Annotated in this window: 15 protein-coding genes; 14 read left to right on the top strand and 1 reads right to left on the bottom strand. The window is 51.3% G+C overall.

What is annotated here, in order from left to right; all coding sequences use genetic code 11:
* Position 1: 1 nt before the first annotated feature.
* From ACKTRM_RS16145 to ACKTRM_RS16080, 14 genes are all read left to right on the top strand, one after another.
* Entirely contained in the window at positions 2 to 682 is a 681-nt protein-coding gene (locus ACKTRM_RS16145) for a CpsD/CapB family tyrosine-protein kinase (protein WP_007407393.1), read from the top strand.
* Positions 683 to 903: 221 nt separating this feature from the next.
* On the top strand, positions 904 to 2,721 hold the full coding sequence (locus ACKTRM_RS16140; RefSeq protein WP_020954329.1) for a polysaccharide biosynthesis protein: 1,818 nt from the start codon (positions 904 to 906) through the stop codon (positions 2,719 to 2,721).
* Positions 2,722 to 2,736: 15 nt separating this feature from the next.
* On the top strand, positions 2,737 to 3,876 hold the full coding sequence (locus ACKTRM_RS16135; RefSeq protein WP_012118513.1) for a glycosyltransferase family 4 protein: 1,140 nt from the start codon (positions 2,737 to 2,739) through the stop codon (positions 3,874 to 3,876).
* The gene (locus tag ACKTRM_RS16130; RefSeq protein ID WP_012118512.1) at positions 3,873 to 4,715 is read left to right on the top strand and encodes a glycosyltransferase family 2 protein; all 843 of its coding nucleotides are present in this window, start codon (positions 3,873 to 3,875) and stop codon (positions 4,713 to 4,715) included. The genes ACKTRM_RS16135 and ACKTRM_RS16130 overlap by 4 nt, the downstream gene beginning before the upstream one ends.
* A complete protein-coding gene (locus ACKTRM_RS16125; protein ID WP_012118511.1) occupies positions 4,708 to 5,844 on the top strand; it encodes a glycosyltransferase family 1 protein in 1,137 nt (378 codons plus the stop codon). Before ACKTRM_RS16130 ends, ACKTRM_RS16125 begins: the two co-directional genes overlap by 8 nt.
* A 3-nt stretch (positions 5,845 to 5,847) precedes the next feature.
* Positions 5,848 to 6,951, top strand: coding sequence for an EpsG family protein (locus tag ACKTRM_RS16120; protein WP_012118510.1), 1,104 nt, complete (start codon positions 5,848 to 5,850; stop codon positions 6,949 to 6,951).
* An 18-nt stretch (positions 6,952 to 6,969) separates the two neighbouring features.
* Positions 6,970 to 8,007, top strand: coding sequence for a glycosyltransferase family 2 protein (locus ACKTRM_RS16115; RefSeq protein WP_012118509.1), 1,038 nt, complete (start codon positions 6,970 to 6,972; stop codon positions 8,005 to 8,007).
* Between the two features lie 4 nt (positions 8,008 to 8,011).
* The gene (locus ACKTRM_RS16110) at positions 8,012 to 9,088 is read left to right on the top strand and encodes a polysaccharide pyruvyl transferase family protein (protein ID WP_012118508.1); all 1,077 of its coding nucleotides are present in this window, start codon (positions 8,012 to 8,014) and stop codon (positions 9,086 to 9,088) included.
* Positions 9,085 to 10,119 carry a glycosyltransferase gene (locus ACKTRM_RS16105; RefSeq protein ID WP_012118507.1) on the top strand — a complete coding sequence of 345 codons (1,035 nt, stop codon included), beginning with the start codon at positions 9,085 to 9,087 and terminating at the stop codon, positions 10,117 to 10,119. Before ACKTRM_RS16110 ends, ACKTRM_RS16105 begins: the two co-directional genes overlap by 4 nt.
* Entirely contained in the window at positions 10,116 to 11,633 is a 1,518-nt protein-coding gene (locus ACKTRM_RS16100; RefSeq protein WP_012118506.1) for an MATE family efflux transporter, read from the top strand. Before ACKTRM_RS16105 ends, ACKTRM_RS16100 begins: the two co-directional genes overlap by 4 nt.
* Entirely contained in the window at positions 11,630 to 12,238 is a 609-nt protein-coding gene (locus ACKTRM_RS16095; protein ID WP_012118505.1) for a sugar transferase, read from the top strand. Before ACKTRM_RS16100 ends, ACKTRM_RS16095 begins: the two co-directional genes overlap by 4 nt.
* On the top strand, positions 12,235 to 12,882 hold the full coding sequence (locus ACKTRM_RS16090; protein WP_012118504.1) for an acetyltransferase: 648 nt from the start codon (positions 12,235 to 12,237) through the stop codon (positions 12,880 to 12,882). The genes ACKTRM_RS16095 and ACKTRM_RS16090 overlap by 4 nt, the downstream gene beginning before the upstream one ends.
* Positions 12,883 to 12,886: 4 nt before the next feature.
* Positions 12,887 to 14,059 carry a DegT/DnrJ/EryC1/StrS family aminotransferase gene (locus ACKTRM_RS16085; protein WP_007407381.1) on the top strand — a complete coding sequence of 391 codons (1,173 nt, stop codon included), beginning with the start codon at positions 12,887 to 12,889 and terminating at the stop codon, positions 14,057 to 14,059.
* The gene (locus ACKTRM_RS16080; RefSeq protein WP_012118503.1) at positions 14,038 to 15,003 is read left to right on the top strand and encodes a polysaccharide pyruvyl transferase family protein; all 966 of its coding nucleotides are present in this window, start codon (positions 14,038 to 14,040) and stop codon (positions 15,001 to 15,003) included. The genes ACKTRM_RS16085 and ACKTRM_RS16080 overlap by 22 nt, the downstream gene beginning before the upstream one ends.
* A 13-nt stretch (positions 15,004 to 15,016) precedes the next feature.
* Here the strand turns inward: ACKTRM_RS16080 and yvfG are convergent, their stop codons facing one another.
* Positions 15,017 to 15,235: a protein YvfG gene (yvfG, locus tag ACKTRM_RS16075; RefSeq protein ID WP_012118502.1), complete on the bottom strand. Its 219-nt coding sequence runs from the start codon at positions 15,233 to 15,235 to the stop codon at positions 15,017 to 15,019.
* Between the last annotated feature and the right edge of the window lie 61 nt (positions 15,236 to 15,296).

Raw genomic sequence — 15,296 nt, 5'->3', positions numbered from 1 at the left:
TTTGGGATTCAGAAAAAAGAAATCAAGAAGGGGACTGGCTCAAATATCCGTTTTACATCACAAATCATTGGTGGCTGAACAATACCGCACCATTCGGACAAATATTGAGTTCTCCTCTGTTCAGACCCATTTGCGCTCTATTCTCGTCACTTCTTCCGTTCCGGGAGAAGGAAAATCATTCAGCGCCGCCAACCTTGCCGCGGTATTTGCGCAGCAGGAAAAAAAGGTGCTGCTCGTCGATGCGGATTTACGAAAACCGACGATACACGAGACCTATCAGCTTGAAAATGTACAAGGCCTTACGAATGTGTTAGTCGGAAACGCTTCCCTCGGCGAAACGGTGCAAAAAACGCTGATTGATAACCTTTACGTCTTAACGAGCGGGCCGACGCCGCCGAATCCGGCTGAGCTTTTATCTTCAAAGGCGATGGGAGAGCTGATTCAGGAGATGTACAGCCGGTACAGTCTGGTTATTTTCGATTCACCTCCGCTTTTAGCTGTGGCGGACGGACAGATTTTAGCGAACCAGACAGATGGAAGCGTTCTCGTCGTCTTGAGCGGAAAAACGAAAATGGATACCGTCCAAAAGGCGAGAGACGCGCTCCAGCAGTCAAAGGCAAAGCTTTTGGGGGCGCTGCTGAATAAAAAGAAAATCAAAAAAACGGAGCACTACTCGTATTGAGCGGTGCAGGTGATGTCTCCTTACCTTTATCAACGGAGGCACTCGGCTCTGCTGTGGGCGGCGCTTTTCGCCGCCTTAGATGCTGGTCGTCGGTGGCGGGGTGTGAGGACGGGTTAAATGCCCAATTTTATCTTAAGATGATGCATTGTTATCGGCTTAGCTGTTATGTCTGTTTTTACGAAAACCGTATCAGCTAAACCGATAAATGAGGAGGGGAAAGATTGACTTACCGGAGAAGACTTTCAATGATTTTTGCATTGGATACGTATCTCGTTTTACTTTCCGTTGTTATAGGATATCAATTTTTTGAGGATTCTTATCACTTTTATGACTCCGGAGCGTTGCTGCTGACTGCCGTGAGCATGCTGATCAGCCATCATGTATGCGCTTTTATGTTTCACCAGTATAAGCAGGTATGGACGTACACGGGAATAGGAGAGCTGCTTGATCTGCTGAAGGGGATCACGCTGTCCGCAGCTGTGACAGCCGCCGTCCAATACGGGGTGTTCCACACGATTTTGTTCCGGCTGTTGGCCGTCAGCTGGATGGTTCAGCTATTGTTCATCGGAGGAAGCCGGATGATTTCACGGGTGCTGAAAGAAACGATCGGCAGGAAGCAAAATGACTCTTCCAGGGCGCTGATCATCGGCGCAGGTGCGGGGGGGACGCTGCTCGTCCGTCAGCTTACCCAGAAAAACGATCTCGGAATCATGCCTGTGGCTTTTATTGATGATGATCAGACGAAGCATAAGCTCGAAATCATGGGCCTGCCCGTCATCGGCGGAAAAGAAAGCATTATGCCGGCAGTGCAGAGGCTGAGAATTCACCATATTATCATTGCCATTCCGTCTCTTTGCACCCATGAGCTTCAGACGTTATACAAAGAATGTGTGCAGACGGGCGCCCATATTAAAATCATGCCGCAATTTGATGAGATCCTGCTCGGAACGCAGGCTGCCGGACACATCAGAGATGTAAAAGCCGAAGATCTGCTCGGCAGAAAGCCGGTCACCCTTGATACGAGCAAAATTTCTGACAGCATCAAGGGAAAAACGATTCTGGTCACGGGCGCCGGCGGCTCAATCGGTTCTGAGATCTGCCGCCAGATCAGCGCGTTTCTTCCGCGGGAAATCGTCCTTCTCGGCCACGGGGAGAACAGCATTCATTCTGTACATACCGAGCTGTCCGCACGCTTCGGCAAAGAGGTGCTCTTTCACGCGGAGATCGCCGATATTCAGGACAGAGATAAAATCTTTACTTTGATGAAAAAATACGAGCCGCACGTCGTCTATCATGCGGCTGCCCATAAACATGTGCCATTAATGGAACATAATCCGGAAGAAGCCGTTAAAAACAACATTATCGGCACGAAAAATGTCGCCGAAGCCGCCGACATGTGCGGAACGGAAACATTCGTGCTGATTTCTTCTGACAAAGCGGTCAATCCGGCCAATGTCATGGGCGCGACGAAACGGTTTGCGGAAATGGTCATCATGAACCTCGGAAAGGTCAGCCGCACCAAATTCGCCGCCGTCCGTTTCGGAAATGTGCTCGGAAGCCGCGGCAGCGTCATTCCGATTTTCAAAAAGCAGATTGAAAAAGGCGGACCCGTCACCGTCACGCACCCGGCGATGACAAGATATTTTATGACGATTCCCGAAGCGTCAAGACTCGTCATTCAGGCGGGGGCGCTTGCAAAAGGGCGGCAGATTTTCGTTCTGGATATGGGAGAACCCGTCAAAATCGTCGATCTGGCCAAAAACCTGATTCATTTATCAGGCTATACGACAGAACAGATTCCCATCGAATTCTCCGGCATCCGCCCGGGAGAAAAGATGTATGAAGAATTGCTGAATCATAATGAAGTACATACGGAGCAGATTTTTCCGAAAATCCATATCGGGAAAGCGGTGGACGGGAATTGGGCCGTGCTCATCCGTTTTATGGAGGAATTCAGCCGTCTGCCTGAAGAAGAGCTGAGAAAAAGGCTGTTTGAGGCAATCGAATCAGTACATGAAGAAGCGGCCGCAGGCGTGTGATGGGAGGACAGAAAGATGACGAAAAAAGTATTATTCTGCGCCACTGTCGATTATCATTTTAAAGCCTTTCATCTTCCGTATTTTCAATGGTTTCAGGATATGGGCTGGGAGGTGCACGTCGCGGCAGGCGGCAATATGAATCTTCCGTTCGTTGATGAAAAGTTTTCCATTCCGATCCGGCGCTCGCCGTTTCATCCCGAAAATCTTTCTGTTTACAGGCGGCTGAAACGGATCATTCAGGACAACGGCTACGACATGATTCACTGTCATACGCCGGTCGGCGGCGTGCTTGCACGCCTTGCGGCGAGACAAGCGCGCCAAAAAGGGACAAAGGTGCTGTACACCGCGCACGGCTTTCACTTCTGCGACGGAGCGCCCCTGAAAAACTGGCTTCTTTATTACCCGATCGAAAAATTTCTTTCTTCTTATACGGATTGTTTAATTACGATTAATGAAGAGGATTACGAACGGGCCAAGCAAATGAAAAAAACAGATTACGGCGCGAAGAAAATACACGGCATCGGCGTGAATACAGACAGGTTTCGCCCTGTGAGCCGGGAAGAGAGTGAACGTCTGAGAGAAAAACACGGCTTCAGCGCCGGGGAATTTATTCTCGTATATCCCGCTGAATTAAACGGCAATAAAAACCAGGGACTTCTCATTGAGACTGCGGCACTGCTGAAGAACCGCATCCCGGAGCTGAAACTCGTATTTGCCGGAGAAGGCGCGATGGAAGAGCCGTACAGAAAAAAGGCTGAATCACTCGGTGTATCTGACATTGTGCGGTTTTACGGTTTTTGCCGCGATATTCATGAACTGATTCAGCTTGCTGATCTGTCTGTCGCCTCAAGCATCCGCGAAGGGCTCGGCATGAATCTGCTTGAAGGAATGGCTGCCGAAAAGCCGGCCGTTGCCGCGGACAACAGGGGGCACCGTGAGATCATCGAAGACGGCGTGAACGGTTTTCTCGTGCCGGCCGGGGACAGCGCGGCGTTTGCCGATCGGATTGAAAAGCTGTACCGCTCCCCGGGTCTGCGAAAAGCAATGGGGCAAAAAGGGCGCAGGACGGCGGAATGTTTTTCGGAAACACGTACGGTAAAGGAAATGGCGCACATTTACGCCGGTTATATGGATAAAAAGGAGAAAAGCGTATGAATGCAGGAGCACAACCGAAAATTTCCGTCATCATGGGAATTTATAATTGCGAAGAGACTTTAGCGGAGAGTATTGAATCCATCCTGAGCCAATCTTATAAGAATTGGGAACTGATTATGTGTGATGACGCGTCAACTGACGGAACGTATCAGATTGCGCGCCGTTACGCGGATCATTACGGCGACCGGATTACGCTGATTCAAAATAAGACAAATCAACGGCTTGCCGCTTCGCTTAACCGCTGTCTGACATACGCAACGGGGGATTATATCGCCAGGCAGGACGGTGATGACATCTCCAACCCGAGGAGACTGGAAAAACAGGCCGCTTTCTTAAACAAGCACGCCCACTATCAAGTCGTAGGCACGGGGATGCTCGTATTTGACGAATTCGGTGTAAGGGGCGCCCGGCTTTTGCCGCCCGTGCCGAAACCGGGAATTATGGCGAAAGGCACACCATTCTGCCACGGCACCATTATGATGCGGGCCGAAGCGTACAAAGCGCTTGGCGGCTACCGGTCAGTCAGGCGGACGCGGCGGATGGAGGATATCGATTTGTGGCTGCGCTTTTTTGAAGCGGGTTTCCGGGGGTACAATCTTCAAGAAACGCTGTATAAAGTCAGAGAGGACAGCGATGCGTTTAAAAGGAGATCGTTTACGTATTCCATTGATAACGCGGTCCTCGTTTTTCAGGCATGCAGACGGCTGAAGCTGCCGCTTTCCCATTACGCGTATATCGCAAAACCGCTCATCCGCGCCATTACGCCGCCCGCGGTCATGAACCGTTATCATAAAAACAGGGACATCCGCCAAAAAGAAGGGCTTGCCGAACATGACTGACAAACCGATGCGGGTGCTGCACATCTTCAGCGGGATGAACAGGGGCGGCGCAGAAACGATGATGATGAATTTGTACCGGAAGATGGACAGAACGAAGGTGCAGTTTGATTTTTTAACCCATAGGAACGATCCGTGCGCTTATGATGAGGAAATTCTCGCTCTCGGCGGACGGCTTTTTTATGTGCCGAGCATCGGCAGCACAAACCCGATTACATTTGTGAAACAGGTCAAGCGGGTGATTCAGGAAAAAGGCCCGTTTGCCGCCGTGCACGCCCATACCGATTTTCAGTCGGGATTCATCGCGCTTGCCGCTCGTTTAGCCGGCGTCCCGGTGCGGATCTGCCATTCGCACAGTACGTCGTGGCGGGGGCGGGCGTCGCGGCTTGCCGGGATGCAGCTGTTTGTTTTCAGACGGCTGATCACGGCAAACGCCACGGCACTGTGCGCCTGCGGAAAAGACGCGGGCCGTTTCTTATTCGGGAAAGAAAAAGACGTGCATCTTTTGCCGAACGGCATTGATCTCGGCTTATTTGCCGGCGGGGGCGCGGACACAGAAGCTGAAAAAAGGAAGCGGGGCATTGCAGACGGCCGTTTGGTGATCGGCCATATCGGCCGCTTTACAGAAGAAAAAAACCATGAATTTCTGCTCCGGCTGGCAGCTGATATGAAAGAGCGGGGCATCGGTTTACAGCTGATTCTCGCCGGAGACGGTCCGCTTCGCACCGACATGGAAAATCTGGCGGCGAAGCTGGGGCTTGATGATGATGTGCGTTTTATCGGCATAGAAGACCGCGTTCATGCCCTGCTGAAAACGCTGGATGTATTTGTCATGCCGTCTCTTTATGAAGGGCTGCCCGTCACGCTCGTTGAAGCGCAGGCCTCCGGGGTGCCGTGCGTGATATCAGACGGCATAACGGAAGAAGCCGATGCCGGGCTCGGGCTGGTCAAAAGGCTCAGCCTCAAAGAACCGCCCGGACAATGGGCATCCGCGGTGTTACGGGCAGCAGAGGCGGCAAAGCCTGACGGGGAGCGCATTAAAGAAACCCTCAGACGGCAGGGATATGACGCGGGAGAAAATGCGGGGGCTGTTATGAAGCTTTACAATATGAATTGGAAAAAGGAACAGTAACGAATGATTGTATATGTAGTCAATATGGGAATTGTTTATATTTGGTCATGGTTCGCGAAAATGTGCGGCGGGCGTGATCAATCGCTTTCGACCGGATACCGGCCGAATCAGCTCGTCATGATCGTTCCGCTGCTATCGCTCGTATTGGTCTCCGGTTTGCGCTACAGAGTCGGGACGGATTTTCAGACGTACGCGCTGATGTACAAGCTGGCGGGAAATTACGGAAGCATTTGGGAGATCTTCGGGTTCGGAGCGAAAAAAGCAGCCGTTGATCCGGGGTTTACGGCTCTCATCTGGCTCATGAATTTTATCACGAAAGATCCGCAAATCATGTATTTCACCGTGGCGGTCGTGACGTGCAGCTTTATTTTAAAGGGGCTCGTTGAGTTCGGCCGTCCGTTTGAGCTGAGTGTGTTTTTGTTTTTGGGCACGTATCACTATTACGCTTCCTTTAACGGGATCAGGCAGTATATGGTGGCGGCCGTTTTGTTTTGGGCCGTCCGCTACGTGATCAGCGGAAGCTGGAAGCGTTATATGTCAATCGTGCTGCTGTGTTCGCTTTTTCATTCCTCAGCGCTGATTATGATTCCGGTTTATTTTCTCGTCAGAAAAAGAGCCTGGTCGCCCGCGATTTTCGGACTGTCGGCATTGTTTCTTCTTATGACGTTTCTGTATCAGAAGTTCATTTCGCTGTTTGTCGTCGTGCTGGAAAACAGCTCATACGGCCATTATGAGAAATGGCTGATGACCAATACGAATGGGATGAACGTCGTAAAAATCGCGGTGCTGCTTCTGCCGCTGTTTTTGGCTTTCTGCTATCGGGAGCGGCTGCGGAAGCTCTGGCCTGACAGTGATGTCATCGTGAATTTCTGTCTGCTCGGCCTGCTCTTCGGTCTTTTGGCGACAAAGGATGTTATTTTCGCCCGATTTAATATATATTTCGGCCTGTACCAAATGATCTTGATCCCTTATTTTGTGAGAATTTTTGATGAAAAATCAAATGCGCTGATTTATATCGCCATTATTGTCTGTTATTTTCTTTACAGTTACTTGCTTATGCCGGTCGATTCGTCTGTGCTTCCGTACAGAACGATTTTTTCCCGGTAATGGACATTGGAGGTTTATATGGAAACACCCGCGGTCAGTTTATTAATTGCTGTGTATAATACGGAAACTTATTTAGAAAGATGCTTAGATTCATTGCTCAATCAGTCGCTCGCCAATATCGAAATCGTGGCCGTTAATGACGGGTCAACGGATCAAAGCCCGGCGGTTCTTGAAGCCTATCAGAAGCGGGATGAGAGAATCCGGGTCATTCATCAGCAAAACCGTGGGCTCGGCGCGGTCCGCAACAAGGGGATCGAGGCGGCGCGCGGCGAATTTATCGCTTTTATTGATGCGGACGACTGGGTTGAACCTGATTATTGCCTGCGCATGTATGAAAAAGCGAAGGCTGATCAGGCTGATCTCGTGATTTGCGAATATGCGGCCGAGTTTGCGGATACGGGGAAAACCGCCGTTTCAACGATCGCTTCAGCGTACGCGGGCCGTCCGAAACAACTGTACCTGAAAGATTTATTTGAAGGAAGAGTCAGCGGTTTTTCATGGAACAAGCTGTACAAAAGAACCATGATCGAGCATCATCAGCTGCGCTTTCCGCTTCGTGATGAGCTGGAACACGTGGAGGATCAGTACTTCAGCCTCCGGGCGCATGTTTACGCAGGTGCGGTCTCGTACGTGGATCAGCCGCTCTATCATTATCGGATTCACTTGACTTCCATTGTGCAAAGCTATCAGAAAAAGCTGTTTGACTCAGGTCTCGTTCTCTATCGGCTGAACGAGACTTTTTTGCGTGAAAACGGCTGCTTACAGGAATACCGGCAGGAGCTGGATTTTTTCATCGTTCAGCACGGAACAGTCTGCCTGCTGAATGAATGGAAGCGGAATAATGGCGGCCGGTTTTCTGAGAAGTGGAAGAATATCAGCCGGATATGCGCTGATCCCGTGTTTCGCCTGAGCCTTTCCAAAACCGGAACGGCGCCGTTTGACGCCAAACGCTCATGCCTTCTGCTTTTGGCGAAGCTGAAGCTGATTCCGTTCGTGTCGCTGGCATCAGCCGCGTATCAGCGGGCAATCGAGTACAAAATGAAAATCAGAGGGTGAAGACATGTCGATACAATCTTTAAAAATCAATCTCGCGGAATGGCTGTTGCTTAAGGTCAAATACCCGTCCCAATTTCATTTCGGAACGGCAGCGGATGGGGCGGAGCTTACAGCGGCAAGAAAAAAGATCATTCTGACGCTGCTCCCGTCCCACGATAATCTCGGCGATCACGCCATCGCCTACGCAAGCAAAACGTTTCTTGAACGGGAGTATCCCGATTTTGACATTGTCGAGGTGGATATGAAGGATATATACAGATCCGCAAAAGCACTGATCAAAAAGCGCCACCCCGATGATATGGTATTCATCATCGGCGGCGGGAACATGGGGGATTTGTACCGGTATGAGGAATGGACACGCCGCTTTGTCATAAAAACATTCCGGCAATATCGGATCGTTCAGCTTCCGGCGACGGCTCACTTTTCTGAATCAAAAAAGGGACGGAAGGAACTGAAGCGCGCCCGAAAAGTGTACAATGCGCATCCCGACCTTTTGTTAATGGCGAGAGATGAGACGACGTATCAATGGATGAAGCGCCATTTTCCCGGAAAAACAGTGCTCAAACAGCCTGACATGGTCTTATATTTGGATAAAAGCGAGCGGGGCATACCGCGGGAAGGGATCTACCTCTGTTTACGGGAGGATAAGGAGAGTGCGCTGACGGCTGAGGACAGAACGATGGTAAAAGAAGCTTTGGCAAAAGAGTACGGAGAGCTGTATTCCTTTACGACGACGGTCGGCCGGAGGGTCAGCCGCCATACGCGTGAAAAGGAGCTGGAGGCGCTTTGGAATACGCTGAAAGGCGCGGAAGCCGTCGTCACTGACAGGCTTCACGGGATGATTTTTTGTGCGCTGACGAAAACGCCTTGTGTCGTCATTCGTTCGTTTGATCATAAGGTGATGGAAGGCTATCAATGGCTGAAAAACATACCGAACATGACATTGCTTGAACGTCCAGACCCTGAAGCTGTAACGGCCGCCGTAAACCGGCTGCTCAGCGGCAAGCATGAGGAAGGCGGTTCTTTGCGCAGTGTTTATTTTGCCGGGCTGCGCTCGAAAATCAGCGGTGATGCCCAATGACCGCGCCGCTTGTGAGCGTGATCGTGCCGATGTATAAGACAGAGCCTTTTATGAAAGAATGCGCGGTTTCTTTAACAAAACAGACGCTGAGAGACATCGAAATCATTTTCGTCAATGACGGTTCACCGGATCAGTCAGGGCGGATTGCTGAACAATTCGCCGCAGAAGATGCGAGAATCCGGGTGATTCATAAAGAAAACGGCGGCCTCAGCTCGGCCCGCAATGCCGGAATAAAAGCCGCCCGCGGCCGTTATATCGGTTTTGCGGACGGCGATGACTATGTGACGGAAACGATGTTCGAGCGGCTTTATGAAGAAGCGGAGAAGAACCGGCTGGATATCGCCGGATGCGGCTATTATAAGGAAACGCCGTCTAAGAAACGAACATATATGCCGCCGTCCCTTCCGCCGGGCCGCGTCTTCACAGCGCATGAAATGACTGCATTGCTGACCCGTGCGCACGAACATCGGTTTATTTGGTATGTGTGGCGCTATATATACCGGAGAGAAGCATTGCAAGGGCTGTTGTTCCATGAAGATATCCGGTTTGCCGAAGACTCTCCGTTTAATTTGGCAGCGTTCCGCCAAGCCGCACGTATCAAAGTGATAGACGAAGGGCTGTATATCTACCGGGAAAATCCGCAAAGTCTTACAGAAACCCCGTTTAAGCCCCACTTAGATCAAGAACTGCAAAAGCAATATAAAGCGAAAATGGCTTTTTATGAGGCGAACGGGCTGACGGACGCCTGCCGGAGCGATATCGATACATATTTGTGCAAGCATCAGATTCCGATGCTGATCGCCAACGCATGCGCCGCCCCGCAGCCGTCACATCAGATTACGGCGCACATCGGCAGAATCTTAACGTATGACATGGTAAAAACGGCGGTGCGCAGGACGCCGTGCCGCCATAAACAGCTGCTGGCGGGGGAGCGCGTGGTGCTCGGTCTGTGCAAAATGCGCCTTCCTCTTCTTCTGCATGCGTTTTTCGAACGGAAATCGAAAGAGAAAGGCAGTGCGGAAGGAGCATGAAATTTGCCATTAATTTCGGCGCCAATGTGACGGCGTTTTTACTATCGGTGTTTTTATCAGTGTGGATGACGCCCTTTATTGTGAAAACATTAGGTGTGGAGGCTTTTGGGTTTGTCCATCTGACACAGAATATCATTAACTATTTCTCTATTATTACCGTTGCGCTGAGCTCTGTCGTTGTGAGGTTTTTCTCCGTCGCCGCCCACAGGGGGAACAGGGATGAGGCCAATGCGTATGTAAGCAATTATTTAGCCGCGTCTGTCGTGATATCTCTATTACTCGCTGTGCCGCTCGCCGGGACGGCTTTTTTTATTGACAAGATTATGAATGTGCCGGCCGGGCTCTTAACGGATGTGAGGCTCTCTATTGTAATCGGCAGCGTGCTGTTTATGCTGACGTTTTTTATGGCGGGTTTCGCGACGGGGCCGTTTTTTGCCAACAAGCTTTATATCACAAGCTCCATTCAGGCCGTGCAAATGCTGGTCAGGGTGCTGTGTGTGCTCGCTCTGTTTACGTGCCTGCCGCCGAAAATCTGGCAGATCCAGCTTTCGGCATTAGCGGGAGCCGTCTGTGCGGCCGTGCTGACTTTTTTCTTTTTTAAGAAATTGATTCCGTGGTTTTCTTTCAGCCGTAAAACCTTGTCATTACAGACGAGCAAAGTGCTGTTTTCAGCCGGTGCCTGGAGCTCTGTCAACCAGATCGGCGTGCTGCTGTTTCTGCAGATTGACCTCATGACGGCCAACCTCGTGCTGGGGCCGTCTGAGGCGGGTGTCTATGCGGCGATTATTCAATTCCCGCTCCTGCTCAGAAGTCTTGCCGGGACGCTTGCTTCACTGTTTGCGCCGGTTTTGACTTCCTATTACTCAAAAGGGGATATGGAAGGTCTCCTGTCTTACGCCAATAAGGCTGTGCGGATGAACGGGCTTCTGCTCGCGCTTCCCGCCGCATTATTAGGAGGGCTTGCCGAACCGTTTCTGGCGATTTGGCTGGGCCCGTCGTTTGTGCAGACGGCGCCGCTTTTATATATTCACGCCGCGTATTTGGCGGTCAGTCTCTCTGTCATGCCGCTTTTTTACGTATGGACGGCTTTTAATAAACAAAAAACGCCCGCCGTCGTTACTTTATGTTTAGGCGGACTGAATGTCATATTGGCCGTGGTTCTCAGCGGACCGGCACATCTCGGGCTGTACGGCATCACCATCGCCGGTGCAGTCTCTCTCATTTTGAAAAATGCCGTCTTCACGCCGCTGTATGTTTCGCATATTACGGGCTTTCAGAAAACCGCGTTTTACAAAGGCATGTTCGGCCCGTTGGCGGCGGCCGTATTTGCCTGGGCTGTCTGCCGGGGTATCCGGCTGTTTTCACCGCTTGACAGCTGGGCCGGCCTGATCGCCGCGGGGCTTGCCGTATGCATGAGCTATGCCGCATTCGCTTTTTTCTTCATTTGTACGAAAGAAGAAAGGCGGCTTGCTTTACAGAAATGCCGAAAAGTGAAAGGAGCTGTTCAGATTTGAAGGCGAAACGTGTATTTGATATAGCGGCCGCGATGTTGTTATTGTGCGGCGCGAGCGTCATCCTTCTCTTCGCCATGGCAGCCGTCAGATGCGCCATCGGGTCTCCGGTATTGTTCAAACAGACGAGACCGGGGCATAACGGGCGTCCGTTTACATTGTATAAACTCAGAACGATGACGGATGCGCGTGATGAAAACGGTGTGCTGCTTCCGGATCATCTCCGTCTGACCAAAACGGGAAGGCTGATCAGAAAACTGAGCATCGATGAGCTTCCCCAGCTTTTTAATGTGCTCAAAGGAGATATCAGTCTTGTCGGCCCCCGCCCTTTGCTGATGGATTATCTGCCGCTTTACACGGCGGAGCAGGCGCGGCGCCACGAGGTGAAGCCGGGGATTACGGGCTGGGCGCAGATTAACGGGAGAAACGCGATTTCTTGGGAGGAAAAATTCAAGCTCGACGTGTGGTACGTCGACAACCGCACATTTCTTCTCGACTTAAAGATTCTGCTTTTAACAGTGAAAAAAGTTCTCGTGTCAGAAGGCATACATCAAGCCGGCCATGTGACGGCAAAGCGCTTCACAGGCAGCGGAGATATGTCATCGTGAAAAAGGTCGTGCTGATCGGAAACGGCGGACACGGAAAAGTCGTGAAGGAAATCGTGCATGCCCGTTCCGATATGGAGCTTGCGGGCGTATTGGATGACGGATTCAGCGGTTTTGCCGTTCGGAACGGTTTATATACGGGCCGGACGAAAGACGTGCCCATGCTTCGGAAACTCGTCCCCGAGGCCGTATTCACGATATGCATCGGCCGCAACGGCGTCAGAAAGCAGCTTGCTGAAACGCTTGGGCTTGAAGATGACGATTATGCCGCACTCATTCACCCCGGGGCGATCGTCAGTGAAACGGCTTCCGTCGGACACGGAACGGTTGTGATGGCGGGCGCCGTCATTCAGGCGGGCGCTGACATCGGCGCCCATTGCATCATCAATACGGGGGCGGTTGCCGATCATGACAATGCAATCGGAGATTACGTCCATCTTTCACCGCGCGCGGCGCTTGCCGGCGGAGTGAAAGTCGGGGAAGGAACGCACATCGGAATCGGAGCGTCCGTCATACCGCAGATTGACATCGGCCCTTGGTCCGTTATCGGCGCGGGGGCTGCGGTCATCAGCCGAATTCCCGGCCATGTGACGGCGGTCGGCGTTCCGGCCCGCGTCATCTCCCCTATCCATAATGAAAAAGGATGATTTCATGCAAACAAACAAACGGATTTATTTGTCTCCGCCTCATATGAGCGGAAAAGAACAGGAATACATCGCAGAAGCCTTCCGTTCCAATTGGATTGCCCCGCTCGGTCCGCTCGTCAATTCGTTTGAAGCGCGGCTCGCGGAATATGCGGGAGTGAAAAGCGCGGCGGCCGTAAGCTCGGGAACGGCCGCCATCCATCTTGCCCTGCGGCTTGCGGGTGTGAAAAAAGGAGACGTTGTATTTTGTCCTTCCTTTACGTTTGTCGCCACGGCGAATCCGATTGTGTATGAGCAGGCTGAGCCCGTTTTTATTGATTCGGAATGGGAGACGTGGAATATGTCGCCCGATGCGCTGGAGCGGGCGCTGCGGGATGCAAAGCGGCGCGGCAGACTCCCGAAAGCGGTGATCGCCGTCAATCTCTACGGCCAAAGCGCGAAAATGGATGAATTAATGAGCCTTTGTGACGCATACGGCGTCTGTCTGATTGAAGACGCTGCCGAGTCCTTAGGATCAACATATAAAGGCAGGCAGAGCGGCACGTTCGGCCGTTTCGGCATTTATTCCTTTAACGGCAACAAAATCATTACAACATCGGGAGGCGGCATGCTCGTGTCTGACGATGAAGCCGCGATTGAAAAAGCGAGGTTTCTTGCGTCCCAGGCGAGAGATGCCGCCGTTCATTACCAGCACAGCGAGCTCGGGTATAACTACAGGCTCAGCAACATTCTCGCGGGCGTGGGGATATCGCAGCTGGAAGTGCTCGAAGATCGCGTTCGGGCGAGGAGAGAAATCTTTCACAGGTATCGGGAAGCGCTGGAAACATATCCGGGCATCCGCATGATGCCGGAGCTTGAAGGAACGGTTTCAAACCGCTGGCTGACGGCTCTGACGCTTGATAACGGCGTGACGCCGGAAGAAGCCGTCGCCTGTCTTGCGGAACAGAACATTGAGGCCCGGCCGCTGTGGAAACCGCTGCATACGCAGCCGCTTTTCTCATCTTCCGTCTTTTATCCTCACAGCGAACATGAGCGGGTCTCTGAGAACCTTTTCAGTCGGGGTATCTGTCTGCCGTCCGGGTCTGACTTGTCTTCTGAGGAGCAGCAGCGTGTCATTGACGCACTTGCGCAACTGTTTGAAACGAAAGGGGAGAAAACATGGACAGCCGCCATGTTATGAGCCGATTAAAAGAGACGCTGACGGGTCTGCTCAGCGTTATACCGCCGCAATCTGACATCATATATGCCGACTATCCCCTCTACGGAAATGTAGGGGATTTATTGATTATGAAAGGGACGGAGGCGTTTTTTAAAGCGCACGGCATCCGCGTCAGACAGCGCTGGAATCCCGACAATTTTCCATTCGGGCGCCGGGCGGACAAAAAGACGATCATCGTCTGTCAGGGTGGCGGAAATTTCGGGGATCTCTATCCGTACTATCAGACGTTCAGGGAAAAAATCGTCAAATCCTTTCCGGAAAACAGGATCGTCATCCTGCCGCAATCCATCTATTATCAGGATGAGACACGGCTTGAGAAGACATCGGCGCTTTTTGCGGAGCACAAGGATCTCCACCTGTTTACGAGAGATCATGTGTCATACGAAACTGCAAAACACTTCTTTTCGGCGAATCATATCGGGCTTATGCCTGACATGGCCCATCAGCTGTATCCGATGGCGGCGTCAGCGGCTCCGTCACGCGGCAGGCTTCATTTTATCCGCACGGATGGGGAAATCAATCCGAAGCTGCAAAACAATTCTTCCGTTAAAAGCTGCGACTGGCAGGATGTGCTGTCAGCAAGCGACCGCAGGGGAATCGCTTTTTTCCAAACGCTGAATGTTTTGAATAAAAAAGCGGGAAACCCGCTGCCGATTGCGCGGTTTTGGAAACGCTATTCCGATTTCTTAACGAAGAAATCAGTCCTGTTTTTCAGCAGGTACGAATCGGTGGAAACGTCAAGGCTTCACGGCCACATTCTGTCCTCGCTTCTCGGGAAACCGAATACCGTCATTGATAATTCATACGGGAAAAACGCCAACTATTATTACACCTGGATGCACGAAGCGCCGGATGTCCGTCTGATCGGGGAAACCGCCGGCACGAAGGAAAACCTTCCGCTTTGAATGAGCGGAAGGTTTATTTTGTTTCTCCGCGTTTTACTTTGTTGTACGCCTCATCCAAATGCTGAATTCTTTTGAGCACAACCGAGTTTTTCGTCAGCTGATCCTGAACAAGGGTTGAGACGACGGAGCGGTAATAGCTGTTCATCGCATGAATTTGGTCTTCATTCGGATTCATTTCAATGTGCTGTGTAAAGTTTTCAATAAAATAAGGAACAGAAAAAAGTTCTGACATCTATAAAGCAACTCCTTTTAATAAGTATATACGGTATGAAACCAATCATGTACAATGAAAA

Source organism: Bacillus sp. D7-8 (assembly GCF_052055895.1).
Taxonomy (GTDB): Bacteria; Bacillota; Bacilli; order Bacillales; family Bacillaceae; genus Bacillus; species Bacillus velezensis.
The sequence above is the reverse complement of the archived record's forward strand: the minus strand, read 5'-3'. Positions and strand labels throughout refer to the sequence as shown.

Coding starts and splice junctions, on each gene's coding strand:
- ACKTRM_RS16135 (WP_012118513.1), top strand. CDS start 2,737: ATGACGAAAAAAGTATTATTCTGCGCCACTGTCGATTATCATTTTAAA.
- ACKTRM_RS16130 (WP_012118512.1), top strand. CDS start 3,873: ATGAATGCAGGAGCACAACCGAAAATTTCCGTCATCATGGGAATTTAT.
- ACKTRM_RS16125 (WP_012118511.1), top strand. CDS start 4,708: ATGACTGACAAACCGATGCGGGTGCTGCACATCTTCAGCGGGATGAAC.
- ACKTRM_RS16120 (WP_012118510.1), top strand. CDS start 5,848: ATGATTGTATATGTAGTCAATATGGGAATTGTTTATATTTGGTCATGG.
- ACKTRM_RS16115 (WP_012118509.1), top strand. CDS start 6,970: ATGGAAACACCCGCGGTCAGTTTATTAATTGCTGTGTATAATACGGAA.
- ACKTRM_RS16110 (WP_012118508.1), top strand. CDS start 8,012: ATGTCGATACAATCTTTAAAAATCAATCTCGCGGAATGGCTGTTGCTT.
- ACKTRM_RS16105 (WP_012118507.1), top strand. CDS start 9,085: ATGACCGCGCCGCTTGTGAGCGTGATCGTGCCGATGTATAAGACAGAG.
- ACKTRM_RS16100 (WP_012118506.1), top strand. CDS start 10,116: ATGAAATTTGCCATTAATTTCGGCGCCAATGTGACGGCGTTTTTACTA.
- ACKTRM_RS16085 (WP_007407381.1), top strand. CDS start 12,887: ATGCAAACAAACAAACGGATTTATTTGTCTCCGCCTCATATGAGCGGA.
- ACKTRM_RS16080 (WP_012118503.1), top strand. CDS start 14,038: ATGGACAGCCGCCATGTTATGAGCCGATTAAAAGAGACGCTGACGGGT.
- yvfG (WP_012118502.1), bottom strand. CDS start 15,235: ATGTCAGAACTTTTTTCTGTTCCTTATTTTATTGAAAACTTTACACAG.